The sequence below is a fragment of the Modestobacter sp. VKM Ac-2978 genome, assembly GCF_026968025.1.
GTDB lineage: Bacteria > Actinomycetota > Actinomycetes > Mycobacteriales > Geodermatophilaceae > Modestobacter.
In genome coordinates, this window is sequence record NZ_JAPVBP010000007.1 from 27,549 (window position 1) to 51,291 (window position 23,743).

Annotated in this window: 22 protein-coding genes; 17 read left to right on the top strand and 5 right to left on the bottom strand. The window is 73.8% G+C overall.

Annotated features, from left to right (window positions below):
- Positions 1-90: 90 nt before the first annotated feature.
- Positions 91-708, bottom strand: coding sequence for a hypothetical protein (locus tag O2W53_RS16980; protein WP_269164237.1), 618 nt, complete (start codon positions 706-708; stop codon positions 91-93).
- 122 nt (positions 709-830) lie between these two features.
- Here O2W53_RS16980 and O2W53_RS16985 point away from each other — a divergent pair, with 122 nt between their 5' ends.
- Both O2W53_RS16985 and O2W53_RS16990 read left to right on the top strand, forming a co-directional pair.
- Entirely contained in the window at positions 831-1,763 is a 933-nt protein-coding gene (locus O2W53_RS16985) for a helix-turn-helix domain-containing protein (RefSeq protein ID WP_269164238.1), read from the top strand.
- Positions 1,760-2,299, top strand: a complete 540-nt coding sequence (locus O2W53_RS16990) for a dihydrofolate reductase family protein (RefSeq protein ID WP_269164239.1) — start codon at positions 1,760-1,762, stop codon at positions 2,297-2,299. The genes O2W53_RS16985 and O2W53_RS16990 overlap by 4 nt, the downstream gene beginning before the upstream one ends.
- Positions 2,300-2,312: 13 nt before the next feature.
- Here O2W53_RS16990 and O2W53_RS16995 read toward each other — a convergent pair whose 3' ends face one another.
- Positions 2,313-3,185, bottom strand: coding sequence for an aldo/keto reductase family oxidoreductase (locus O2W53_RS16995; protein ID WP_269164240.1), 873 nt, complete (start codon positions 3,183-3,185; stop codon positions 2,313-2,315).
- A gap of 135 nt (positions 3,186-3,320) precedes the next feature.
- Here O2W53_RS16995 and O2W53_RS17000 point away from each other — a divergent pair, with 135 nt between their 5' ends.
- The 8 genes from O2W53_RS17000 to O2W53_RS17035 all read left to right on the top strand — a co-directional run bounded on the left by O2W53_RS17000 (position 3,321) and on the right by O2W53_RS17035 (position 10,499).
- The gene (locus tag O2W53_RS17000; protein WP_269164499.1) at positions 3,321-3,755 is read left to right on the top strand and encodes a winged helix-turn-helix transcriptional regulator; all 435 of its coding nucleotides are present in this window, start codon (positions 3,321-3,323) and stop codon (positions 3,753-3,755) included.
- A gap of 150 nt (positions 3,756-3,905) precedes the next feature.
- Complete coding sequence (gene ald / locus O2W53_RS17005; protein ID WP_269164241.1) at positions 3,906-5,021, top strand: alanine dehydrogenase; 1,116 nt, start codon at positions 3,906-3,908, stop codon at positions 5,019-5,021.
- Positions 5,000-5,971 carry a site-specific tyrosine recombinase XerD gene (gene xerD, locus O2W53_RS17010; protein WP_269164242.1) on the top strand — a complete coding sequence of 324 codons (972 nt, stop codon included), beginning with the start codon at positions 5,000-5,002 and terminating at the stop codon, positions 5,969-5,971. The genes ald and xerD overlap by 22 nt, the downstream gene beginning before the upstream one ends.
- A gap of 281 nt (positions 5,972-6,252) precedes the next feature.
- Entirely contained in the window at positions 6,253-7,176 is a 924-nt protein-coding gene (locus tag O2W53_RS17015; protein WP_269164243.1) for a ParA family protein, read from the top strand.
- Positions 7,173-7,691, top strand: a complete 519-nt coding sequence (locus O2W53_RS17020) for a hypothetical protein (protein WP_269164244.1) — start codon at positions 7,173-7,175, stop codon at positions 7,689-7,691. The genes O2W53_RS17015 and O2W53_RS17020 overlap by 4 nt, the downstream gene beginning before the upstream one ends.
- Before the next feature lie 102 nt (positions 7,692-7,793).
- A complete protein-coding gene (locus O2W53_RS17025) occupies positions 7,794-8,618 on the top strand; it encodes a segregation and condensation protein A (protein ID WP_269164245.1) in 825 nt (274 codons plus the stop codon).
- A complete protein-coding gene (gene scpB, locus O2W53_RS17030) occupies positions 8,615-9,562 on the top strand; it encodes an SMC-Scp complex subunit ScpB (RefSeq protein ID WP_269164246.1) in 948 nt (315 codons plus the stop codon). The genes O2W53_RS17025 and scpB overlap by 4 nt, the downstream gene beginning before the upstream one ends.
- 94 nt (positions 9,563-9,656) lie before the next feature.
- Positions 9,657-10,499, top strand: coding sequence for a pseudouridine synthase (locus O2W53_RS17035; RefSeq protein ID WP_269164247.1), 843 nt, complete (start codon positions 9,657-9,659; stop codon positions 10,497-10,499).
- A gap of 118 nt (positions 10,500-10,617) precedes the next feature.
- Here O2W53_RS17035 and O2W53_RS17040 read toward each other — a convergent pair whose 3' ends face one another.
- Together O2W53_RS17040 and O2W53_RS17045 are read right to left on the bottom strand one after the other, a co-directional pair.
- On the bottom strand, positions 10,618-12,999 hold the full coding sequence (locus O2W53_RS17040; protein WP_269164248.1) for a glycoside hydrolase family 3 N-terminal domain-containing protein: 2,382 nt from the start codon (positions 12,997-12,999) through the stop codon (positions 10,618-10,620).
- 98 nt (positions 13,000-13,097) lie between these two features.
- Complete coding sequence (locus tag O2W53_RS17045; protein ID WP_269164249.1) at positions 13,098-14,096, bottom strand: LacI family DNA-binding transcriptional regulator; 999 nt, start codon at positions 14,094-14,096, stop codon at positions 13,098-13,100.
- 326 nt (positions 14,097-14,422) lie between these two features.
- Between O2W53_RS17045 and O2W53_RS17050 the strand changes: the two genes are divergently transcribed.
- From O2W53_RS17050 to O2W53_RS17060, 3 genes are read left to right on the top strand one after another with little or no spacing between them, the layout of a single operon-like run.
- The gene (locus O2W53_RS17050) at positions 14,423-15,709 is read left to right on the top strand and encodes an ABC transporter substrate-binding protein (RefSeq protein WP_269164250.1); all 1,287 of its coding nucleotides are present in this window, start codon (positions 14,423-14,425) and stop codon (positions 15,707-15,709) included.
- A 42-nt stretch (positions 15,710-15,751) separates the two neighbouring features.
- Complete coding sequence (locus O2W53_RS17055; protein ID WP_269164251.1) at positions 15,752-16,648, top strand: carbohydrate ABC transporter permease; 897 nt, start codon at positions 15,752-15,754, stop codon at positions 16,646-16,648.
- A complete protein-coding gene (locus O2W53_RS17060) occupies positions 16,645-17,559 on the top strand; it encodes a carbohydrate ABC transporter permease (RefSeq protein WP_269164252.1) in 915 nt (304 codons plus the stop codon). Before O2W53_RS17055 ends, O2W53_RS17060 begins: the two co-directional genes overlap by 4 nt.
- Positions 17,560-17,644: 85 nt before the next feature.
- Here the strand turns inward: O2W53_RS17060 and O2W53_RS17065 are convergent, their stop codons facing one another.
- Positions 17,645-18,850: an ROK family protein gene (locus O2W53_RS17065; RefSeq protein ID WP_269164253.1), complete on the bottom strand. Its 1,206-nt coding sequence runs from the start codon at positions 18,848-18,850 to the stop codon at positions 17,645-17,647.
- 140 nt (positions 18,851-18,990) lie between these two features.
- Between O2W53_RS17065 and xylA the strand changes: the two genes are divergently transcribed.
- From xylA to O2W53_RS17085, 4 genes are all read left to right on the top strand, one after another.
- Positions 18,991-20,181: a xylose isomerase gene (xylA, locus tag O2W53_RS17070; protein ID WP_269164254.1), complete on the top strand. Its 1,191-nt coding sequence runs from the start codon at positions 18,991-18,993 to the stop codon at positions 20,179-20,181.
- Position 20,182: 1 nt separating this feature from the next.
- The gene (gene xylB / locus O2W53_RS17075) at positions 20,183-21,601 is read left to right on the top strand and encodes a xylulokinase (RefSeq protein WP_269164255.1); all 1,419 of its coding nucleotides are present in this window, start codon (positions 20,183-20,185) and stop codon (positions 21,599-21,601) included.
- Between the two features lie 106 nt (positions 21,602-21,707).
- A complete protein-coding gene (locus O2W53_RS17080) occupies positions 21,708-22,781 on the top strand; it encodes an ABC transporter ATP-binding protein (RefSeq protein ID WP_269164256.1) in 1,074 nt (357 codons plus the stop codon).
- Positions 22,778-23,695 (top strand): aldose 1-epimerase family protein, encoded by a 918-nt coding sequence (locus O2W53_RS17085; protein WP_269164257.1) that lies wholly within the window; start codon positions 22,778-22,780, stop codon positions 23,693-23,695. Before O2W53_RS17080 ends, O2W53_RS17085 begins: the two co-directional genes overlap by 4 nt.
- The last annotated feature ends 48 nt before the right edge of the window (positions 23,696-23,743 follow it).

The following is a 23,743-nucleotide window of genomic DNA, read 5'->3' on the forward strand; positions in this document are numbered from 1 at the left end:
CCGAGGAGCGGACCGAGAAGGCTCCGTCAGCTGACGCCGGGAGCATCGCAGGGAGCGCCAGCGACCGAGGAGCGGACTGAAAAGGCTCCGTCAGCTGACGGGCGGGGCGGGCGAACGGAGACCGAGTCGTTCGAGCTCCAGCCCGGCCAGCGCGTGCAGCGCGGCCGGGTCGCCCGCCCGCCAGCCGGCCCCGGTGCCGGCCGGCAGGCGGGCCAGCTGCGGGAGCGGCGCGGTGGCCATCGCCCGGGCGGCAAGCAGCTCGAGGTCCGGGACCCCGTCGAGCAGCCGGTCGGTCGCCCGGGCCTCGCGCAGCCAGCCCAGCCGCCAGGGCAGCCAGCGCAGCAGCAGCCAGCCCACCGGCAGCAGCACCAGGACGACGGCGAGCACGGTGGCCAGGGTGTGCACGGCGTCCGAGGCGTCCTGCCCGGCACCGGTCACCGAGCCCCCGGCCTCGCTGAGCGCGCCGAAGGGGGCCGCGAGCTCGTCGCCGACCACGGGCACCCCGTCGGCGACGCCGGCCGCCGTCCCCATCGAGTCCGAGATCGACCGGCCGAGGTCGGCCACCGCCAGGCCCGGCTCGGCCAGCACCAGCACCGCACCGTGCACCGCCCGGGCGACCAGCACCCACAGCACCGCCCAGGCCACCAGCCCCAGGTCGGCGGCCAGCTGCCGGGTGCGGTGCTCAGGACGGTCGGCGTACAGGCGCATCGGGCAGCTCCGGGTCGTTCGTGGCGCAGTGGGTCCCGGGATGGTGCGTCACCGCGGCCAGGACGGCGATCCGAGCAAGAACGGTCGGGCGCGATCGCCGCGGCGGCGGACAGACTCGATCCATGACGTCGGACCAGGTGCCCACCGGGCGCGACCGGCTCCGCGAGCTGCTGGACGCCGTGCTGGACGAGGACAACCACACGCTCGGCGAGATGGCCGGGGACGCGTTCGCCTCGCCCTGGCACTTCAGCCGGCAGGTGGCCCGGGGAGCGGGGGAGTCGCCGGTCGCGCTGCGCCGGCGGGTGGAGCTGGAGCGTGCGGCCTGGCAGCTGGCCGGCGGGGCGAGCGTGACCGAGGTGGCGTTCGCGGCCGGGTACGAGTCCGTGGAGGGGTTCAGCCGGGCGTTCCGCCGGGCCTACGGCCGTTCCCCGGGACAGTCGTGCTCCGCGCGCACCCGTGACGGTCACTGGCTCCCCGCGCCCAACGGCGTCCACTTCCACCCGCCCACCTCGCTGTGGGTGACCGGCGAGCAGGGGCCCCGCGGTGGCGACGAGGTCACCGCGCTGCTGGTGCACCACGCCCTGGAGGACACCCGCGCGCTGCTCGACCTCGCGAAGGGCCTGCCCGAGGACGAGTACCGGCGGTCCCGCGCGCCCGGTCTCGAGGTGTTGCGCTGGGACGGTCCGGAGGAGTCGCTGGCCGCCGTGCTGGACCACCTGGTGTGGGCCACGGAGGTCTGGCTCGCCGCGGTCGAGGGCGCCGACTCCCCGGCGCACGGAGTCGACGACCCCGCCACGCTTCTGGCCCGGCACGACCGCGCCGCCCCCCGGTGGCTGGCCTTCGTGCGGCAGGTGTCCCGGCGTGGTGCCTGGGGCGACCGGCTGGTCGACGCGCTCTGCGAGCCGCCGGAGACCTTCGTGGTGGGCAGCGTGGTCGCCCACGTGCTCACCTTCTCCGCGCACCGCCGGCAGCTGGCCCGGCACTGGTTCCGCGCGGCCGGCGTCGAGGTGGACGCCGGCGACCCGATCGACTGGCTGAGCAGGAGGAACGCATGACCCGCACCGTCTACTACACGGCCACCTCCCTCGACGGGTTCATCGCCACCGTCGACCACTCGCTGGACTGGCTGCTCAGCCGGGAGAACGACGCCGACGGGCCGATGGGGTACGACGGCTTCATCACCGGGATCGGCGCCGTGGCCATGGGGGCGACCACCTACCTCTGGGTCCGGGAGCACGACCCCGACTGGCTGCCGGAGCAGCCCGCCTGGGTGTTCACCCACCGCGACCTCACCCCACCGCCCGGGGCCGACCTCCGGTTCACCGCCGACGACCCGGCCCGGGTGCACGCGGCGATGGTCGAGGCGGCGCGCGGCAGGGACGTCTGGGTCGTCGGGGGCGGGGACCTGGCCGGCCAGTTCGCCGACCGCGGTCTGCTGGACGAGGTGGTGGTCGCCATCGCCCCGGTGACCCTGGGCAGCGGAGCGCCGTTGCTGCCGCGCCGGGTCGAGCTGGAGGTGCGGGAGTGCGTACGCAACGGCGAGTTCGTCTGCGTCCGGTACGGGGTGCGGCGGAGTCCGGCTGACGCCTGACCGGCTCCTCCGGTCAGCGGCCGATCGCGTCCAGCTCGGCCAGGTCCTCGGCGGAGAGCTGGAGCCCCGCGCCGGCGAGGTTCTCCCGCAGGTGCACCGTCGACGAGGTGCCGGGGATCAGCAGGACGTTCGGCGACCGCTGCAGCAACCAGGCCAGCGCCACCGACATCGGCGTCGCGTCCAGCCGGGTCGCGACGGCCGAGAGCGCCGAGGACTGGAGCGGGGTGAAGCCGCCGAGCGGGAAGAACGGCACGTAGGCGATGCCGTCGGCGGCCAGGGCGTCGATCAGCTCGTCGTCGGTGCGGGCGGCGAGGTTGTACATGTTCTGCACGCACACGATGGGCGCGATCGACCGGGCCTCGGCCACCTGCTCCGCCGTCGCGTTGCTCACGCCCAGGTGCCGGACCAGCCCCTGCTGCTGCAGCTCGACCAGCGTCTCGAACGCCGCCGCGAGCGAGCCGGGCTGCGGGCCCGCGGCGTTCCCGAGCCGGAGGTTGACCAGGTCGAGCACCTCCAGGCCGAGGGTCTCCAGGTCCCCGTGCACCTGGCGGCGGACGTCCGCGGGCTCCCGGGCCGTCGGCCAGCCGCCCTGGGCGTCGCGGGTCGCGCCGACCTTGGTCGCGACGTGCAGCTGCTCGGGGTAGGGGTGCAGGGCCTCGCGGATCAGCTGGTTGGTGACCTGCGGCCCGTAGGCACCACTGGTGTCGATGTGGGTGATGCCGAGGTCGACCGCCGCACGGAGGACGGCGAGGGCGCCGTCGTGGTCGGCCGGCGGGCCCATGACCCAGGGGCCGGCGAGCTGCATGGCGCCGTAGCCGAACCGGCTGACGGTCAGGTCGCCCAGGGTCCAGCTGCCGCCGGGGAGCGTGGGGGAGAGCGTGCTCATGTCCTGCCTCCTGGGTGAGGGGGGTGGTGCCGAACGGCTCCACCGAGCAGGGTGGTCGTCGCGCTCTCTGACGGGAAGCAGGCACCTGGAAGTGCGTAGGGCACCCAGGGGGAAGGGGAACAGCTCGTGACGACGATGACGGCGGCCCAGCAGAAGGCCCGGAGCAAGGCGGACTACGACGCGTTCCTGGCGGGCTGTCCGAGCCGCCAGCTGCTCGACCGGATCTCCGACAAGTGGGTGACGCTCGTCCTGGCCGCGCTCGGCACCGGCGGCCCGTTCGCCGACGGCGGCCCGTGCAGCGGTGAGCCCCGGGCCATGCGGTACTCCGAGCTCTCCCGCCAGCTGGCCGGCGTCAGCCAGAAGATGCTCACCCAGACGCTGCGCTCCCTGGAGCGGGACGGACTGCTCACCCGCTCCGTGACGCCGACCGTGCCGGTCACCGTCTCCTACGAGCTGACCGATCTCGGCCTCTCGCTCTACGAGACGATCCGCGGGCTCAAGGCCTGGGCCCAGCTGCACATGGACGAGGTGCTCGCCCAGCGGGCGGCGTACGACGACCGGGTCGGGTGACCCGGCGACCGGCCGGACGTGGCCGCTGACACACCGGGGGCGCCGTCCGTGCCTACACTCCGGCCGAGGTGGGCCCCGACCGGGCCGCCCAGACGCGGTGGCACCACCGACACCCCGGTGGCCGGCTGCCGAGACCGGGAGTCAGTGCAGATGCGGGTCGGAGTCGTCCGAGAGGTCAAGAACCACGAGTACCGGGTCGCGCTCACCCCGTCCGGGGTGACCGAGCTGGTCGCCGCCGGGCACGAGGTGCTCGTCGAGGCCGACGCCGGGGTCGGCTCGTCCATCCCCGATGCCGACTTCACCGCCGCCGGCGCGAAGATCCTGTCCACCGCCGACGACGTCTGGGCCGCCGCCGACCTGCTGCTGAAGGTCAAGGAGCCGATCGCCGAGGAGTTCGGCCGGATGCGCGCCGACCAGACCCTCTTCACCTACCTGCACCTGGCCGCCTCTCGGGAGTGCACCGACGCGCTGCTGGCCGCGGGCACCACGGCGATCGCCTACGAGACGGTGCAGACCGAGGGCGGTGCGCTGCCGCTGCTGGCCCCGATGTCCGAGGTCGCCGGCCGGATGGCCCCGCAGGTGGGGGCACACACGCTGGAGCGAGCCTCCGGTGGCCGTGGCGTGCTGCTCGGCGGCGTGTCCGGCGTGCACGCGGCGAAGGTCGTCGTCCTGGGCGCCGGGGTGTCCGGGATGAACGCGGCCACGATCGCGCTCGGCATGCAGGCCCAGGTCACCGTGCTCGACCGGGACCTGGAGAAGCTGCGTGCCGCCGACCGGTTGTACCGCGGGCACCTGCAGACCGTCGCCTCGAACGCCCTGGAGGTCGAGCGGGCGGTGCTGGAGGCCGACCTGGTGATCGGCGCCGTCCTGGTGCCCGGCGCCAAGGCGCCCACCCTGGTCAGCAACGAGCTGGTCTCCCGGATGAAGCCCGGCTCGGTGCTGGTCGACATCGCCGTCGACCAGGGCGGCTGCTTCGCCGACTCCCGGCCGACCACGCACGACGACCCGACCTTCGCCGTCCACGACTCGGTCTTCTACTGCGTGGCCAACATGCCCGGCGCGGTGCCGAACACCTCCACCTACGCGCTGACCAACGTCACGCTGCCGTACGTGCTGGCGCTGGCGAACTCCGGGACGGCGGCCGCGCTGGCCGCCGACCCGGTGCTGGCCCGCGGGGCGAACGTCGCCGGCGGGCAGCTGGTGCACGCCGGCGTCGCCGACGCCCATGCGCTGCCCAGCGTGCCGTGGCAGGAGGTGCTGTCCTGACGGTCGCCACGAGTGCGGGCCCCGCCGTCGAGCGCACGGTCACCGGCTACCTCGACCACCTGACCGTCGAGCGCGGGCTGGCCCCCAACACCATCGCGTCCTACCGCCGCGACCTGCGCCGGTACGCGGAGTTCCTCGCCGCCGGCGGGGTGCGCGGGCTGGGCGAGGTGGGGGAGTCCGACGTCACCGCGTTCCTGGTCGCCCTCCGCACCGGCGACGACGACCACCCGCCGCTGTCGGCGACCTCGGCAGCGCGGGCGGTGGTCGCCGTCCGTGGGCTGCACCGGTTCGCCCTGCTCGACGGGCTGGTCAGCGACGACGTCGCCGCGGAGGTGCGCCCACCCGCCCCGGCCCGGCGGCTGCCCAAGGCGATCCCGGTGACCGACGTCGAGGCGCTGCTGAGCGCGGCGGCGTCGGTCGAGGGGCCCCGGGGGCTGCGCGACCGGGCGCTGCTGGAGCTGCTCTACGGCACCGGCGCCCGGATCTCCGAGGCGGTCGGGCTGGCCGTCGACGACCTCGACCTGTCGTCCGCGGCGGTGCGGCTGGCCGGCAAGGGCGGCAAGGAGCGCGTCGTCCCGGTCGGCAGCTACGCGGTCACGGCGGTGCAGGACTACCTGGTGCGGGCCCGCCCGGCGCTGGCGGAGAAGGGCCGGTCCGGCGTCCGCGGGGGAGCGCTGTTCCTCAACGCCCGCGGTGGGCCGCTGTCCCGGCAGAGCGCCTGGTCGATCCTGCGGGACGCCGCCGAGCGGGCCGGGATCTCCGCGGAGCTCTCCCCGCACACGCTGCGGCACTCCTTCGCCACCCACCTGCTCGACGGCGGCGCCGACGTCCGGGTCGTGCAGGAGCTGCTCGGGCACGCCTCGGTGACGACGACGCAGGTCTACACGCTGGTCACCGTCGAGCGGCTGCGCGAGGTCTACGCCACCAGCCACCCCCGCGCGCTGCGCTGACCCCACCCCCGTCGCTGCGGCGGCGAGATCGGGCCGAGGGCTGTCTCGTGCCCGCGGAGGCAGCCCTCAGCCCGATCTCGCCGGCAGGCCGCGGCCCGGTGAGGGCGGCTCAGCGACCACTTGTCGACAAGTTGCCCTGGGTGGTCACGGTCGGCGACGGGCCTGCCGAGAAGAGGGGTGGGAGAACGGACCGGCGACTTCCCCCTGCCGGCAGTGCGCGTTCCCCGCCGTGCCCCGACCGGGAGCCGCGGTCCGAACAGTCCAGGGAAGAGGCAGAAGCGATGTCGTCGAGACGAGCCGAGGCGGCGGCCTCCGCCGTCGCGCTCCCGCGCGGAGGGGCCCCGGCGGGCGACGCCGAGATGGGCATCCCGACGAGCCGCGTCGACCCTGCCAAGGCCCGGCAGCGGAAGCTGCCCGACCCCAAGCCGATCACCTCCCACGGGCCGGCGCAGATCATCGCCATGTGCAACCAGAAGGGCGGCGTGGGCAAGACGACGTCGACCATCAACCTCGGTGCCGCGCTGGTCGAGCAGGGCCGGCGGGTGCTGCTGGTCGACCTGGACCCGCAGGGCGCCCTGTCGGTGGGGCTCGGCGTCCCGGCCCAGGGGCTGGACCGCACCATCTACAACGCGCTGATGGAGCCGGCGACCACGCTGGCCGACGTCCGCGTCGCCACCGGCATCCCCGGGCTGGACCTGGTGCCCAGCAACATCGACCTGTCCGCCGCCGAGGTGCAGCTGGTCAGCGAGGTCGCCCGCGAGCAGACCCTGATGCGGGTGCTCGCCGGGGTGCGCCAGGACTACGACTACGTGCTCATCGACTGCCAGCCCTCCCTCGGGCTGCTGACCGTCAACGCGCTCACCGCCGCGCAGGGCGTCATCATCCCGCTGGAGTGCGAGTTCTTCTCCCTCCGCGGTGTGGCCCTGCTCGTCGACACGATCGACAAGGTCAAGGAGCGGCTCAACCCGTCCCTGGAGATCTCCGGGATCCTCGCCACCATGTACGACACCCGGACCGTGCACTGCCGGGAGGTCTTCAGCCGGGTCGTCGAGGCCTTCGGCGACACCGTCTTCCAGACCGTCATCTCCCGCACGGTCCGCTTCCCGGAGACCACCGTCGCCGGTCAGCCGATCACCCAGTGGGCCCCCACGTCCTCCGGCGCTGCGGCGTACCGCGACCTCGCCAAGGAGGTGCTCGCCCTGTGACGCGCAGGCCCGTGCTCCCCGGTGCCTCCGAGCTGTTCCGGATGACCGACACGTCGGCGGCGGCGCAGCCGGCGCCGGTCACCGAGCTGACGACGCTCGCCGCCACCCAGTCCTCGCCCGCACTGCGCTCCAACGGCTCGCGGGGCGACGACGGCCACCCCGCCGAGCCCGCACCGCTGGCGCTGGTGCCCGACGTGGCCGGCGGCGCGCCCCGCATCGTGGTCGACGAGCTGGCCTCGCACCGCGCCACGATGCCGGCGGCCGCGCCGCTCCGGCCGCAGCAGACCCGGGCGCGCGTCGAGAAGGGGCGCACCCGGCACGAGGAGAAGATCACCGTCTACTGCTCGGCCGACGAGCTGCTCGCGCTGGAGACCGCTCGACTGACCCTGCGCGGCCAGCACGGCGTGGCCACCGACCGTGGCCGCATCGTCCGGGAGGCGATCGCCGTCCTGCTGGACGACCTCGAGGTGCACGGCGAGAACTCCGTCCTCGTCCGCCGCCTCCGCAAGCACTGAAGGACGGCGCCGTCGATCAACGGGGAGTGGCTGCCCCGCCCGGCGTGCCGGGCAGCCGATCGCCGATGATCAAACGCCCGGACGCGGCCGTAGGCTGGCCGGGTGACGACGGGGGAGGCCGGCGACGGGCGGTTCACCGTCCGGCTGACCAACTTCGAGGGCCCGTTCGACCTGCTGCTCCAGCTGATCGGCAAGCACAAGCTCGACGTCACCGAGATCGCGCTGTCCACCGTCAGCGACGAGTTCATCGCCCACCTGCGAGCCCTCGGCGACGAACTCGACCTCGACCAGGCCAGTGAGTTCCTCGTCGTCGCCGCCACCCTGCTCGACCTCAAGGCCGCCCGGCTGCTGCCGGCCGCCGACGTGGAGGACGAGGACGACCTCGCCGTCCTGGAGGCCCGGGACCTGCTGTTCGCCCGGCTGCTGCAGTACCGGGCCTACAAGCGGGCGGCGGAGTTCCTCCGCGGCCGGGAGGCCGAGGCGGCCCGCCGCTTCCCCCGCAACGCCGACCTGGAGCAGCGCTTCGCCGACCTGCTGCCCGAGGTGCTGCTGGGCGTCACCCCCGAGCAGTTCGCCGCCATCGCGCACGAGGCGCTGGTGCCCAAGCCACCCCCGACCGTGAGCGTCTCCCACCTGCACGCACCCGCGGTCAGCGTCACCGAGCAGCTGCTGCTGGTCCGCAGCCGGATCGCCACCGCGGGGACGGCGACGTTCCGGGCGCTGAGCAGCGACTGCGCGCACACCCTGGAGGTCGTCGCCCGGTTCCTGGCGCTGCTGGAGCTGTACCGCCAGCAGCTGGTGACCTTCGACCAGGTCGCGCCGCTGGGGGAGCTGCACGTGCGCTGGACCGGGCCGGAGCTGGTGGGCGGCCGGCTTCCGGACGAGATCGACGCGGACACCGCCGAAGACCTGGAGGAGTACGGATGAGCGACCAGCCGGAGGAGGTCCAGCCGGACGAGGTCCAGCCGGACGAGGCCGCAGCCACGGAGCAGGCGCCGCCGGCGCCGTTCTCCTGGGACGCCGTCGCCGCCGAGCTCGCCGCGACCCTCGAGGAGCACGACGAGGAGGCACTCGCCGCCGGCTGGGGGCAGGTGGCCGCCCAGCTGGCCGCCGACCTCGGCACCCCGACCGGTCCGCCGGACACCGACGTCGCCGACCCCCTCGCCGACCCCGTCGTCGCCCCTGACGCCGATCCCGACCCGGCTCCACTGGGCCGGGCACCGGCAGCGCCCCCGGTCGAGCTGGAGGTGGTCCCGGAGCCGGAGGCCCCGGTCGAGGAGGCCGTGGCACCCGCCGTCGACGCACCGGTGGACGGGGAGCTGGACGCGGCTGCGCTGCGCGGCGGGCTGGAGGCGCTGCTGTTCGTCGTCGACTCCCCGATCGACGAGGGGTCCCTGGCCGCGGCGGTGCGCTGCCCGGTCACCCGGGTGCGGGCGGAGCTGACCGCGCTTGCCGCCGACTACGACGGCCGGCGGGCCGGTGTCACGCTGCGCCGGGTGGGGGAGGGCTGGCGGCTCTACACCCGGGACGAGCACGCCCCGGTCGTGGAGCGGCACCTGCTGGAGGGCCAGCGCAGCCGGCTCACCCAGGCGGCGCTGGAGACCCTCGCCGTCATCGCCTACCGGCAGCCGGTGACCCGGGCCCGGGTGTCGGCGATCCGCGGGGTGGGGGTGGACGCCGTCGTCCGCACGCTGGTCTCCCGCGGGCTCATCCGGGAAGCCGGTTCCGACCCGGACTCCGGCGGCGGCCTGTACGTGACGACGCCGCTGTTCCTCGAGCGCCTGGGGCTGACCGGGCTGGACGAGCTGCCCGAGCTCGCCCCGCTGCTGCCGGACACCGGCGCGATGGTGGACGAGCACCCCGACGCCTGAACACCCCGACGCCTGAGTACCCCGACGCCCTGCCAGGAACCGGTGCCGGGCCGTGTGGTCATGCGGGCACTGGCCAGGTGGGAGACTGGTGGGGATGGACACGACTGCAGACGACACGCCCACCACCTCCGGCGGCGAGGGCTGGTCCGAGGACATGGAGCTCGCCCCGGCGCACCCCCGAGACGCCGGGCCGACCGAGCCCGACGACGACGCCCAGGGCGAGCGGCTGCAGAAGGTCCTCGCCCGGGCCGGGGTCGGCTCCCGCCGGGTGTGCGAGGACATGATCGACCAGGGCCGGATCTCGGTGGACGGCCAGGTCGTCCGGGTCCAGGGCAAGCGGGTCGACCCGGACTCCGTCGTCATCGCCGTCGACGGCCGGCGGATCGACATCCGCAACGACAAGGTCACCTACGCGATGAACAAGCCCTTCGGCGTCATCACCTCGATGAGCGACGACCGCGGGCGGCCCACCGTCGGCGACATGATGGGCGACCTGGCCACCGGGCTGGTGCACGTCGGGCGGCTGGACCAGGACACCGAGGGCCTGCTGCTGCTCACCACCGACGGCGAGCTGGCCCACCGGCTGGCGCACCCCTCCTACGAGGTGAAGAAGACCTACCTCGCGCAGGTCAGCGGCTCGGTGTCCCGGGACGTGACCCGCCGACTGCGCAAGGGCGTGGAGCTGGAGGACGGCCCCGTCGTGGTCGACTCGTTCCAGGTCGTGGACACCCACGCCGGGCAGTCGGTCGTGGAGGTCGTGCTGCACGAGGGCCGCAAGCACGTCGTGCGCCGGCTGCTGGACGAGGTCGGCCTTCCGGTCAACCGGCTGACCCGTACCGCCATCGGCCCGATCGAGCTGGCCCGGATGCGCAGCGGCACGATCCGCAAGCTCACCCGCACCGAGGTCGGCGCCCTGCACGAGCTCGTCGGTCTCTGACGAAGGGCCCTCCTGCCCCCCACCGCTCGCAGGCTCGCGGCGGGCCCCTGCAGGAGGGCCGACCAGACGACAGCGGCCGCCGACCCACTCGGGTCGGCGGCCGCTGTCGTGCCGGCGGCTACAGCTGCGTGATCTCCACCGGGGTGGTCAGCACCCGGTCGGCGCCGACGACCCGGTCGGGCCCGGTGAGCTGCAGCCGGGCCGCCAGGCGCAGGTCCTCGCTCGAGGCGCCCAGCTGCAGGACGACGTCCCCGCTCTCCACGACCCGGCGCAGGTCGCGGCCGGTGAAGGACGCCCGGTCGGCGTGCACGGTGAAGGTGACCCGCGCAGCGGCACCGGCCGCCAGCTCCACCCGGGCGAAGCCGACCAGCTGGCGCACCGGGCGGGTCACCGAGGCCACCGGGTCGTGCAGGTACAGCTGGACGACGTCCGCGCCGGCCCGCTCGCCGGTGTTGCGCACCGTGCAGGAGACGGTCACCTCGCCGTCGGTCGGCCAGGCGCCGGGCGCCTCGCCGGGCTCGGCGCCGTCCACCTCCAGCTGCGACCAGTCGAAGCTGGTGTAGGACAGCCCGTGCCCGAAGGGGAAGCACGGCGTCGGGTCCGCGGCGCTGATGCCGCTCTTCGCCCCCAGCGCGGCGTGCAGGTAGGTCGCCGGTGACCCGCCCGGGGTGCGCGCCACCTGGACCGGCAGCCGGCCGGAGGGGTTGACCCGCCCGCTGAGCACGCCGGCGACCGCGCCGGCGCCCTCCTCCCCGGGGAAGAACGCCTGCACGATCGCGGCGGCCCGGTCGACGACGTCGCCGAGTGCGTACGGGCGCCCGGTCAGCAGCACCACCACGACCGGCTTCCCGGTGTCGAGCAGTGCCTCCAGCAGCTGGGCCTGGGAGCCGGGCAGCCGCAGGTCGTCGGCGTCGCAGCCCTCACCGGAGGTGCCCCGGCCGAACAGGCCGGCCCGGTCCCCGAGCACCGCGAGACAGACGTCGGCGCCCTCGGCCGCCCGGACCGCCTCGGCGATGCCGCTGGTGTCGGGCTCCTGGACCGGGCAGCCCAGCGCGGAGGTCACCTCGGCGGTGGGGAACTCGGCCCGTACCTGGTCCAGCAGGGTCGGCAGGTCGATGCCCAGCGGCATGTCCGGGTGGGCGACCCCGACGTGGTTGGGGAACGCGTAGCAGCCCATCAGCGCCAGCACGTCGTCGGCGCACGGGCCGACCACGGCGACCGACGCCGGGCTCTGCAGCGGCAGCACCTGGGCCCGGTCGGCCAGCAGCACCACCGAGCGCTCGGCCAGCGTGCGGGCGAGGGCGCGCATGTGCGGCGGGTCGAAGTCGATCTCGCCGCCGTCCCGCAGCGCCGACGGCTCGGGGTCCCAGCCGGCGTCCAGGAGGCCCAGCTGGCCCTTCTGCAGCAGCACCCGCTCCAGCGCCCGGTCGATGACCTCCATCGACAGCGCGCCGGTGCGCACGAGGTCCAGCAGCGGCTCGCCGTAGCAGCGGACCGTGGGCAGCTCCACGTCGATGCCGGCGGTGAGCGCCAGCGCCGCGGCCTCGGCCGGGGAGCCGGCGACGCCCTGGGTGGTCTCCAGCATGGACACGGCGAAGTAGTCGGCGACGACGACGCCGTCGAAGCCGAGCTGGTCGCGCAGCAGGTCGGTGAGCAGGGCGGGGTCCGCACCGGCGGGCACGCCGTCGACCGCGGCGTAGGAGTTCATCACCGAGCGGGCACCCCCCTCGCGCAGCGCCGTCTCGAACGGCGGGAGGACGACGTCGGCGAACTCCCGCGGGCCCATCGTCACCGGCGCGTGGTTGCGGCCGGCGCCGGAGGCCGAGTAGCCCGCGAAGTGCTTGAGCGTGGCGACGATGCCCGTGCTCTCCAGCCCGCGGGTGTAGGCCGAGCCGAGGACGGCGACCAGGTACGGGTCCTCGCCGATGGTCTCCTCGGTGCGCCCCCAGCGGTGGTCGAAGCTCACGTCCAGGACGGGGGAGAGGCCCTGGTGGACACCGACGGAGCGCATGAGGTCGCCGATCCCGGCCGACATGGCCTCCACCGTGGCGGCGTCGAAGGAGGCGCCCCAGGCCAGCGGGGTCGGGAAGACCGTGGCCCCCCAGGCGGTGAAGCCGGTCAGGCACTCCTCGTGGGCGATCGCCGGGATGCCCAGCCGGGAGCCGTCGACGATGCCGCGCTGGGTCTGGGCGAGCACCTTGGCGCCGGTCGCCGGTTCGACGGGACCGGTGCCGAACACCCGGGTCAGCTGACCGAGCCCGGGCCGGGTGAGCTCCTCCCAGGGCGGGAGCGGCTCGGAGAACTCGTGCTGGTTCGGCGCCACCTCCTCGCCTTCGGAGATCGCCGTCCAGACGCCGTAGAGCTGGGCGACCTTCTCCTCGAGGGTCATCTCCTCCATCAGGGCACGGACCCGGGCCGGCAGCGGGCGGGAGGGGTCCTGCCACGGCGCGAGGCTGGGCGTCTCCAGGTCGGGGACGGGCAGGGACTGGGGCTCGATCACGGTGCGGGCTCCTGGGTCGGTTCGGCACGCCGGCGGCGGCGCGGTGGTCCAGCGGTGGGGGGCCGGGGCGGGGCCCGGCGCGGGGGCAGTGGCCGCGGTCAGCGACGGGGGGCGGCGGTGGACGCGCGGGTGACCAGGTGGGTGGCCAGCTCCACGCGCTGGCTGGACAGCTCCCCGCCGTCGATCAGCTCGTGCAGCATGCGACCGGCCAGCCGCCCCATGTCGGCCAGCGGCTGGCAGACGGTGGTCAGTGGCGGGGACGACCAGCGGGCCATCGGCAGGTCGTCGAAGCCGACCACGCTCAGGTCGCCGGGCACCGAGAGCCCGGCCTGGCGGGCGGCCTCCATCACCCCGAAGGCCTGCTCGTCGCTGCCGGCGAAGACCGCGGTCGGCGGTTCCGGCAGTGCGAGCAGCGCGCGGGTCTGGTCGTAGCCGCCCTGGTGGCGGAAGGTGCCGTGCCGGACCAGCTCCGGGTCGACGGCGATGCCGGCCCGCTCCAGCGCGGCCCGGTAGCCGTCGATCCGCGCCCGGCTGCACAGGTAGTCCTGCGGGCCGCCGATCACGGCGATCCGCCGGTGCCCCAGCCCGACCAGGTGCTCGGTGGCGGCCAGGCCGCCGGCCCAGTTGGTCGCGCCGACGCTGGGGACGTCCTGCCCCGGCATGTCGACCGGGTCGATGACGACCACCGGGAGCCGCGAGCGGCCCAGCCGGCGCTGGTCGGCGGCGGTGAGCCGGGAGGTGACGACGAGGGCGCCCCGCCGGCCGCCGGCGATGAGCGCACCGACCCAGTCGGTGTCCGAGGAGCGCGACTGGGAGGAGACCACGACGTCCAGGCCGCTCTCGGTGACCCCACGCAGGATCTCCACGGCCCAGGGGCTGTCCAGCGCGGTGAAGACGACGTCGACCAGGAGGTCCTCGGGTGCCTTGCGGGCCACCGGCACGTACTTGTGCTCCTCGAGCAACTGCTGGACGTGCGCCCGGGTGGCCGGGGCCACGTCGGTCTTGCCGTTGACCACCTTGGAGACGGTGGGGAGGGAGACGCCGGCCGCCGCGGCGATGCTCGCCAGCGTCGGTCGGCCCAGCTGTTGCGGTGGCACTCGCGGCCCTCCCGGTCCTCGTTGGATGCCGGCGCGACCCCGGAGGCGCCCGTCCACCAGGGGAGCGGTCCGGCCGGCGTCGCTGTCGGCGTGCCCGGGACGTTATCGAAAGTTTCGGTCAATGCATAGTCACCGAGCGGGTGGCCCGGTCGCCCCGTGCAGCTGAGGTAACGGTGCGGCAACAGCCTGCCGGGCTGCTGACAGGGTCGTTGACACCCGCCGGTGACGTGGCTTACGTTCCAGCAACTGCCCGAAACTTTCGGTTTTCAACGACGAAACAGGAAAGGTGGCGTGGGATGACTTCCCAGCGTCTGACCCGTGTTGGCGTGTCCGCCAGCACCATCGTCCTGCTTGCCTCGGTCGCTGCATGTGGGTCCTCGGGCCCCAGCGGCAGCGGTGGCGGCGGTGGGGGTGAGGGCGGCACCGGACAGGTGTGGGCCCTCCAGGACACGACCCTCAACCCCATCGAGGAAGCCTCGATCGAGCGCTTCAACGAGCAGTCGGAGGCCGGCGACTTCGAGCTGGCGACCTTCGGCAACGACCCGTACAAGCAGCGGCTGCGCACCGCGATCGGCTCCCCGCAGGCCCCCGACCTCTTCTTCAACTGGGGCGGCGGCAACCTCAAGGAGTACGTCGACGCCGGCACGGTCGAGGACCTGACCCCGCTGCTGGACGAGAACCCCGAGCTGCGGGACGCGTTCCTGCCCAGCGTCCTCGCCGGTGCGGAGCTGGACGGCAAGAACTACGGCCTGCCGATGCGCGGCATGCAGCCGGTCGTCCTCTTCTACAACAAGTCGGTGCTCGACGCCGCCGGCGTCGAGGTCCCCGAGACCTGGGACGACCTGCTCGCCGCGGTCGACCAGCTCAAGGCCGCCAACGTCACCCCGATCGCCCTCGCCGGCAACCAGGCGTGGACCGAGCTGATGTGGGCGGAGTACCTGCTGGACCGCGTCGGTGGCCCGCAGGTCTTCCAGAACATCCGCGACGGCGTCGAGGGGGACTGGAGCCAGCCCGCGGTGCTCGAGGCGATGACCATGCTCAAGGAGCTCATCGACCGCGGCGGCTTCGGCACCGAGTTCGCCTCCGTCGGCTACGACGTCGGTGGCGCCTCGACGATCCTCGCCCAGGGCGACGCCGGGTTCCACCTCATGGGCTCGTGGGAGTTCGTGAACCAGCTGGGCCAGAGCCCGGACTTCGTCGAGGCCGGTGACCTCGGCTGGGCGCCCTTCCCGGCCGTGACCGGCGGCGAGGGCGACCCGTCGAACCTGGTCGGCAACGTGTCGAACTTCTACTCGCTGACCACCGACTCCGACAACAAGGAGGCGGCGGAGGAGTTCCTCTCCACCGCGCTGACCGACGAGACCTACATCGACGACCTCATCGCCGCCGGTGACGTCCCGCCGGTGACCGGCGTCCGGGAGAAGCTGGAGGAGGCCGAGAACTCGGAGTACACCACCTTCATCTACGACCAGACGGTTGACGCGGAGAACTTCCAGCTCTCCTGGGACCAGGACCTGGCCGCCGACGAGGCGACGGAGATGCTCGAGCAGCTCTCGCTGTTCTTCCTCGGCGAGCAGACCCCGCAGGGCTTCGTCGACGCCCTGTCCGACTGAGCCGAGCCGGCTGAGCAGCACCGCAACGAGGACGAGAAGGTCATGAGCTCACGAGGGTCATCAACGCAGACGGGGCAGCAGCGCCCGTCCGCGTGGTACGCGGCACCGGCAGTCCTGTTCTTCGGGCTGTTCGCAGTGGTGCCGATGCTGCTGGTCGTCTACCTCAGCTTCACCGACTGGGACGGCTTCGGGTTCCCGCAGCCCTCCGGGGCGGGGAACTGGAGCCGGCTGGCCGGAGACGGTGAGGCGCGCGACGCCCTGGTGCTCACCCTCGTGTTCATGGTCCTGTCCTGGCTGGTCCAGACCCCGGTCGCACTGCTGATCGGGGTCTGGGCGGCCGGCCGGCAGCGCAACCGGGCGATCCTGAGCTCGCTGTTCTTCCTGCCGCTGCTGCTGTCCACCGCGGCCATCGCGCTGCTGTGGCGGTCGGTGCTCGACCCGAACTTCGGCGTCACCCAGTCGCTGCCCTTCCTGGGCCAGTTCAACTTCCTGGGCGACACCAGCATCGTCATCTACACGGTGATCTTCGTGATCACCTGGCAGTACGTGCCGTTCCACACGCTGCTCTACCAAGCCGCGGCGCGGACCATCCCGGCCAGCCTGTACGAGGCGGCCACGATCGACGGCGCCGGTCGGTACAAGCAGTTCTTCCAGATCACCGTGCCGCTGCTGCGGTACACGATCATCACCTCGACGGTGCTGATGGTGGTCGGGTCGTTCACCACGTTCGACACCGTGCTGATCCTCACCGGCGGTGGGCCCGGGACGGCGACGCGCATCGCGCCCCTGTACATGTACATCACCGGGTTCAGCGCCTTCGAGTTCGGCTACGCCAGCGCCGTCGCGGTGCTGCTGCTCGCGCTCGGTGCCGGCCTGTCGCTCCTGGTCACCAAGGCCACCGGCTTCCGCGACATGAACAGCCAGCAGGAAGGGGCGTGACCGTGGCGCAGACCGCGACTCTCCCGGAGGCACCCGCCGGTGCCACCGCCGCACCGCCCGTCCGCCGTCGTCGGGGTGGCAGCTCCGGTGGACGGCGGGAGCGGCCGAACTGGCTGGCCGGCGTCCTGGCCACCTGCTGGCTGGTCATCGTCGCCGTCCCGCTGTACTACCTGGTCGCGGCGAGCTTCCGGACCCGGCAGGACTACCTGTCGACCAGCCCGCTGAAGCCCCCGACGGACCCGACGATCGACAACTACGTGACCGTCTTCGAGGGCGGCTTCCTCACGTACCTGATCAACAACGTGATCGTCACCGTCGCCACCGTGGCCATCGTGGTCGCGGTGACCGTGCCGGCCGCCTACGCGGTGGCCCGCAACGCCGGCGCGCTGGTGCAGCGGTTCTTCTCGATCATGCTGATCGGGCTGGCCATCCCGGCGCAGGCGACGATCATCCCGGTGTACCTGCTGATCACCCAGATGCGGCTGTACGACACCCTGCTGGCGATCATCCTGCCCACGGCCGCCTTCGCGCTGCCGGTGGCGCTGCTGGTGATGACCAACAGCCTGCGGGACATCCCGAAGGAGCTGTACGAGGCGCAGACCCTCGACGGCGCCGGCCCGCTCGGCGTGCTGCGCAACCTCGTGCTGCCGCTGGCGAAGCCGGCGATCACGACGATCTCGGTGTTCACCGCGCTGAACGCGTGGAACGGGTTCCTCTTCCCGCTGGTGCTCACCCAGTCCGAGAGCACCCGGGTGCTCACCCTCGGGCTGTGGGACTTCCAGGGCCAGTTCGGGACGAACGTCCCGGGTCTGCTCGCGGCGGTCACGCTGTCGGTCGTCCCGATCTTCGTGCTCTACCTGGTCGGCCGCCGTTACCTGCTGAGCGGGCTCACCGCCGGCTTCGGGAAGTAGCGGACCGGTCGTGCGTCAGCTCCCCGGGCGGTCCGCCCGACCGGTGCACCGGATCGGCTCGGCCCGACCGGTGCGCCGGGTCGGCTCAGCCCAGCCGGCGCGCCGGGTCGGCGAGGACGCCGTCCAGGGCCCGCAGTGCCGCCCCGGTCGCCCCGGCGGCGAGCGGGCCGCGGGCGCTCAGGATCCGGGGCGCGCGCCAGCGGGCGGACAGCACCCGGCGGGCCAGGTGCCCCTCCAGCGCTGGGCGCAGCAGGTCGGCCAGCTCGGCCAGGTGTCCGCCCAGGACGACGGTCGGGATGCCGACCACGTTGACCACGCCGGCCAGGGCCACGCCCAGTGCCCAGGCGCCCGTCTCGACGGCGGCCGCGCCGGCCGGGTCTCCCTCCCGGGCGAGCCGGGCCAGGTCGCCGGAGGACGCGTCCAGCGGCAGCCCGGCGGCGCGCAGCAGTGCGTGCCGGCCGGCGTAGAGCTCCAGGCACCCGGTGGAGCCGCAGCTGCACGCCGGCCCGTCGGGCTGGACGCACACGTGTCCCACCTCGCCCGCCCAGCCGGAGCTCCCGGTGACGACCCGACCGTCGAGCACGACGGCGCCGCCGATGCCGATCTGCCCGGAGAGGTAGAGGAAGTCACGGTGCGGACCGGCGCGGCCGGGCGCCGCCTGGGCGACCGTGCGGGCCGCGAGGTCGGCCTCGTTGCCGAGTTCCACGGTCAGCCCCGCCGGCAGGACGCCGCGGAGGAGGTCGGCGGTGGGGAGGTCGGACCAGCCGAGGTTGGGTGCGCGCAGCAGGACGCCGGCCTGCTCGTCCACCACGCCGGGCAGCGCGAGTCCGCCGCCGACGAGGCGCAGCCCGGTCGGCGCACCGGCCAGCAGCTCCTCGGTCAGCACGCCCAGCCGGGCGAAGGTGGCAGCCGGCTCGCTGCCGCGGAGGTCGGCCTGCTCGACGCGCTCGGCGACCACCCGGCCGCGCAGGTCGAGCACCCGGGCCGCCAGCAGACCGGCGTCCACCTGCAGCCCGAGGGCGGCGAACGCGGCGCCGGGCAGCAGTGGCGTCGCCGGCCGGCCGCGCCGGGGGAGGGGGTCGCGCTCGCCCTCGTCGAGCAGCCCGCCGGCCAGCAGCTCGTCGACCAGGCGGGCGGCCGTGGCCCGGGTCATGCCGGTGGTCGCGGCGACGTCCGAGCGCGACGTGGAGCCGTCCGACGCGCACACCGTGCGCAGCACCAGGCCCAGGTTCGTGGTGCGCAGCGTCGACTGCCGGGCCCCGCTCGGCACGTCGGCCAGTCGCTGCGTCACGGGTTGAGGTTAGCCACCTCCTGCCTTATGTTTCGAGGCGAAACAAAAGAACGTCACCCGCAGGGATCGGGCACCCCGGTGCCGCCCCGCACCCACCCGCACTGCACCCACCCGCGCCACCCAGCGAGAGGAACTCCCCGATGAGCACCCTGCAGCCGACCCCCGAGGACAAGTTCACCTTCGGCCTGTGGACGGTCGGCTGGCCGGCCGCCGACCCGTTCGGCACCGCCACCCGGGCTCCGGTGGACGTGGTGGAGTCCGTGCACCGGCTCGCCGAGATGGGCGCCTACGGCGTGACCTTCCACGACGACGACGTGATCCCCTTCGGCAGCGACACCGCCGCACGGGACGCCCACATCAAGCGCTTCCGCGCCGCGCTGGACGAGACCGGCCTGGTCGTCCCGATGGTGACCACCAACCTGTTCACCCACCCGGTGTTCAAGGAGGGCGGGCTCACCGCCAATGACCGCGAGGTGCGTCGCTACGCGCTGCGCAAGGTCATGCGGAACATGGACCTGGCCGCCGAGCTGGGCGCCCAGACCTACGTGCTGTGGGGCGGTCGTGAGGGCGCCGAGGTCGACATGGCCAAGGACCTCATCGCCGCGCTGGACCGCTACGCCGAGTCGATCGACACCCTGGCCGCCTACTCCGAGTCGCGCGGCTACGGGCTGAAGTTCGCCCTGGAGCCCAAGCCGAACGAGCCCCGTGGCGACATCTTCCTGCCCACCATCGGGCACGCGCTGGGCTTCATCGCCAAGCTCGAGCACTCGCACCTGGTCGGGCTCAACCCGGAGACCGGGCACGAGCAGATGGCGAACCTGAACTTCACCCACGGCATCGCCGAGGCGCTGTGGGCCGGCAAGCTCTTCCACATCGACCTGAACGGCCAGCACGGCCCGAAGTTCGACCAGGACCTGGTCTTCGGGCACGGCGACCTGCTCCAGGCCTTCTCCACCGTGGACCTGCTGGAGAACGGTGGCGTCGACGGCGCCCCGGCCTACGACGGTCCGCGGCACTTCGACTACAAGCCGCTGCGCACCGAGGACATGGACGGCGTGTGGCGTTCGGCTGCCGCCAACATGCGCACCTACCTGCTGCTCAAGGAGCGGGCCGCGGCCTTCCGGGCCGACCCGGAGGTGCAGGAGGCCCTGGCCGCCGCGCGGGTGCCCGAGCTGCGTCAGCCCACCCTCGGCGAGGGCGAGACCATCGAGGACCTGCTCGCCGACCGGTCGGCGTTCGAGGACTTCGACGCCGACACGGTGGCCAAGCGTGGCGCCGGCGTCGTCCGGGTCGACCAGCTGATGCTCGAGCACCTGCTCGGCGCGCGCTGACATGACACTGGTGGCCGGGGTCGACTCATCGACCCAGTCGTGCAAGGTCGTGGTGCGGGACGCCGAGAGCGGCCGCCTGGTCCGTGAGGGCCGGGCGCCGCACCCCGACGGCACCGAGGTCGACCCGGCCGCCTGGGAGGCGGCGCTGCGGACGGCGATCGACGAGGCCGGTGGCCTGGCCGACGTCGCCGCGGTCGCCGTCGGCGGGCAGCAGCACGGCATGGTCTGCCTGGACGCCGACGGCGAGGTCGTCCGCCCGGCGCTGCTGTGGAACGACACCCGGTCCGCCCAGGCCGCGACCGACCTCACCGCCGAACTCGGTGGTGGGCAGGCTTGGGCCGACGCCGTCGGCCTCGTGCCGGTCGCGTCGTTCACCGTGACCAAGCTGCGCTGGCTGGCCGAGCACGAGCCGGAGAACGCGGCGCGGACGGCGGCGGTCTGCCTCCCGCACGACTGGCTCACCTGGCGGCTGGCCGGTTCACCCGGCCTGGACGCCCTGGTCACCGACCGGGGGGACGCCAGCGGGACCGGCTACTGGTCACCGGCCCAGGAGGCCTACCGGCTCGACCTGCTGGAGCGCGCCTTCGGCAGCACCCCCGTGCTGCCGAAGGTGCTGGGGCCGGCCGAGCGGGCCGGTGCGGTGGCCGACGGCGCCCTGGGCGCGGCCGGCGGTGCGCTGCTCGGCCCGGGCACCGGGGACAACGCCGCGGCCGCGCTGGGCATCAACGCCGAGCCGGGTGACGTCGTCCTCTCCATCGGGACGTCGGGGGTGGTGTCGACCGTGTCGAGCACCCCGAGCGCCGACCCGACCGGCACCGTCGCCGGGTTCGCCGACGCCACCGGCAACTTCCTGCCGCTGGTGGTCACGCTGAACGCGGCGCGGGTGCTGGACGCCACGGCGCGGCTGCTCGGGGTCGACCACGACGAGCTGTCCCGGCTGGCGCTCACCGCGCCCGCCGGCTCCGGTGGACTCGTCGTCGTCCCCTACCTGGAGGGCGAGCGGACGCCGGACCGGCCGCACTCGACCGGGGCCGTGCACGGGCTCACCCTCTCCACCGCCGACCCCGCGCACCTGGCGCGGGCGGCGATCGAGGGCCTGCTCTGTGGGCTGGCCGACGGGCTGGACGCGATCGCCGCCCAGGGCAACCCGGTCCGCCGGGTCTTCCTGGTCGGTGGGGGTGCCCGGTCCGAGGCGGTCCGCCGGCTGGCTCCCGCCGTCCTCGGCGTGCCGGTGCTGGTGCCGCCGGCGGGGGAGTACGTCGCCGACGGCGCTGCGCGGCAGGCCGCCTGGGTGCTGGCCGGTGGCAGCAGCGCACCGGTGTGGCCGGCCACCAGCACGGAGACGCACGAGGCGGACCCGGTGCCGCACGTGCGCGAGCGGTACGCCGAGGTGCGGGACATGACCGCCACGCGGGCGTGACCCGCAGTCCGTAGCACGTCCGCGAGACCGCACGATCAGCACAGCAACCCGTGACCCCACCCACTCGGATCGTCCGGCACGTTCCTGCCGGTAGGAGGACCACACCATGGCGACTGTCACCTACGACTCCGCGACCCGCCTGTACGCCGGGGCCGACCGCCCCGCGGTGGACGCGCTCAACCTCGAGATCGAGGACGGTGAGTTCCTCGTCCTGGTCGGCCCTTCCGGCTGCGGCAAGTCGACCTCGCTGCGGATGCTCGCCGGCCTGGAGGACATCGACGGCGGGCGGATCCTCATCGGTGGCAAGGACGTCACCGACGTCGCCGCCAAGGAGCGGGACATCGCGATGGTGTTTCAGAACTACGCGCTCTACCCGCACATGACCGTGGCGGACAACATGGGCTTCGCGCTCAAGATGGCCGGCATCGGCAAGGAGGAGCGCCGCTCGCGGGTCGAGGACGCGGCCAAGCTGCTGGACCTGGAGCCGTACCTGGACCGCAAGCCCAAGGCGCTCTCGGGTGGCCAGCGGCAGCGGGTGGCGATGGGGCGGGCGATCGTCCGCTCCCCGCAGGTGTTCCTGATGGACGAGCCGCTGTCCAACCTGGACGCCAAGCTCCGGGTGCAGACCCGCACGCAGATCGCCTCGCTGCAGCGGCGCCTGGGCGTCACCACCGTCTACGTCACCCACGACCAGGTCGAGGCGATGACCATGGGCGACCGGGTCGCGGTGCTCAAGGACGGGCTGCTCATGCAGGTCGGCAAGCCGCGCGAGCTCTACGACTTCCCGCGCAACGTGTTCGTGGCCGGGTTCATCGGCTCGCCCGCGATGAACCTGTTCGAGCTGCCCCAGGTCGACGGCGGCGTCCCGTTCGGCGACACGGTGTACCCGGTGGGCCGGGACGTGCTCGGTCACGCCGCCGGCAGCCAGGTCACCGTCGGCGTGCGCCCGGAGGACCTCGAGGTCTCCGCGAACGGGCTGCCGATCGACGTCGACGTGGTGGAGGAGCTCGGCGCCGACGCCTACGTGTACGGCCGGACCAGGGTCGGCGACGGCGAGAGCGACATCATCGCGCGGGTCGACGGGCGGCGTCCCCCGGCCAAGGGCGAGGTCATCCACGTGACCCCGCGACAGGGCCACGTGCACCTGTTCGACGTCGTCAGCGGCGAGCGCCTCGGATGACGGTGCTGCCCACCGGCGAGCAGTACGTGCTGCGCTGCGCCGACGCGGAGGCGGTCGTCGTCGAGGTCGGCGGCGGTCTGCGCAGCTACCGGTCGGGTGGCCGGGACGTGGTCGACGGCTACGGCGAGGGGGAGATGGCCGGCAACGCGCGGGGCCACGTCCTGGCGCCGTGGCCCAACCGGCTGCGCGACGGCCGCTACACCTGGGACGGCGAGGAGCACCTCACGCCGGTGTCGGAGCACGAGACCGGCAACGCGATCCACGGCCTCGTCCGCTTCCTGCCCTGGCGGGTGGTCGACCGGACCAGTGACTCGGTGCGGCTGGAGCTGCTGCTCCACCCGCAGCCGGGCTACCCGTGGACGCTGCGGCTGCAGGTCGGCTACGAACTGACGCCGGCCGGGATCAGCGTGCAGACCACTGCCACCAACGAGGGCGACGTCGCGCTGCCCTACGGCGAGGGCCACCACCCCTACCTCGCCGCCGGCGCCGGGCTGCACGTCGACGACTGCACGCTGGTCGCCCCCGGGGCGACCCGGCTGGAGACCGACGAGCGCGCCCTGCCCACCGGCGCGAAGGAGGTCGACGGCACGCCCTACGACCTGCGCGCGGGCCGGCTGATCGGTGACCTGCGCATCGACCACTGCTTCACCGACCTCGAGCGGGACGCCGACGGGCTGGCCTGGGTGCGGTTGACCGGCCCCGACGGGCGCGGTGCCGCGGTCTGGCTGGACCCGGCCTACAGCCACCTGCAGCTGTTCACCGGCGACGTGGTGCCCGAGCCGCGCCGCCGGCAGGGGCTGGCCGTCGAGCCGATGACCTGTCCGCCGAACGCCTTCGCCACCGGGGAGTCGGTGATCCGCCTGGAGCCGGGGGAGTCGACCACCGCGACCTGGGGCCTCACGCCCCTGGGCTGAGCCGACCGACCACCTCTCCCGCCGTCCGGCGGGAGAGGTGGCACGGCC

What these genes read in the sequence shown, in the direction of transcription:
- O2W53_RS16980 (WP_269164237.1), bottom strand. Translation starts at nt 708, where the DNA reads ATGCGCCTGTACGCCGACCGTCCTGAGCACCGCACCCGGCAGCTGGCC.
- O2W53_RS16985 (WP_269164238.1), top strand. Translation starts at nt 831, where the DNA reads ATGACGTCGGACCAGGTGCCCACCGGGCGCGACCGGCTCCGCGAGCTG.
- O2W53_RS16990 (WP_269164239.1), top strand. Translation starts at nt 1,760, where the DNA reads ATGACCCGCACCGTCTACTACACGGCCACCTCCCTCGACGGGTTCATC.
- O2W53_RS16995 (WP_269164240.1), bottom strand. Translation starts at nt 3,185, where the DNA reads ATGAGCACGCTCTCCCCCACGCTCCCCGGCGGCAGCTGGACCCTGGGC.
- O2W53_RS17000 (WP_269164499.1), top strand. Translation starts at nt 3,321, where the DNA reads ATGACGGCGGCCCAGCAGAAGGCCCGGAGCAAGGCGGACTACGACGCG.
- ald (WP_269164241.1), top strand. Translation starts at nt 3,906, where the DNA reads ATGCGGGTCGGAGTCGTCCGAGAGGTCAAGAACCACGAGTACCGGGTC.
- O2W53_RS17015 (WP_269164243.1), top strand. Translation starts at nt 6,253, where the DNA reads ATGTCGTCGAGACGAGCCGAGGCGGCGGCCTCCGCCGTCGCGCTCCCG.
- scpB (WP_269164246.1), top strand. Translation starts at nt 8,615, where the DNA reads ATGAGCGACCAGCCGGAGGAGGTCCAGCCGGACGAGGTCCAGCCGGAC.
- O2W53_RS17035 (WP_269164247.1), top strand. Translation starts at nt 9,657, where the DNA reads ATGGACACGACTGCAGACGACACGCCCACCACCTCCGGCGGCGAGGGC.
- O2W53_RS17055 (WP_269164251.1), top strand. Translation starts at nt 15,752, where the DNA reads ATGAGCTCACGAGGGTCATCAACGCAGACGGGGCAGCAGCGCCCGTCC.
- xylA (WP_269164254.1), top strand. Translation starts at nt 18,991, where the DNA reads ATGAGCACCCTGCAGCCGACCCCCGAGGACAAGTTCACCTTCGGCCTG.
- xylB (WP_269164255.1), top strand. Translation starts at nt 20,183, where the DNA reads ATGACACTGGTGGCCGGGGTCGACTCATCGACCCAGTCGTGCAAGGTC.
- O2W53_RS17080 (WP_269164256.1), top strand. Translation starts at nt 21,708, where the DNA reads ATGGCGACTGTCACCTACGACTCCGCGACCCGCCTGTACGCCGGGGCC.
- O2W53_RS17085 (WP_269164257.1), top strand. Translation starts at nt 22,778, where the DNA reads ATGACGGTGCTGCCCACCGGCGAGCAGTACGTGCTGCGCTGCGCCGAC.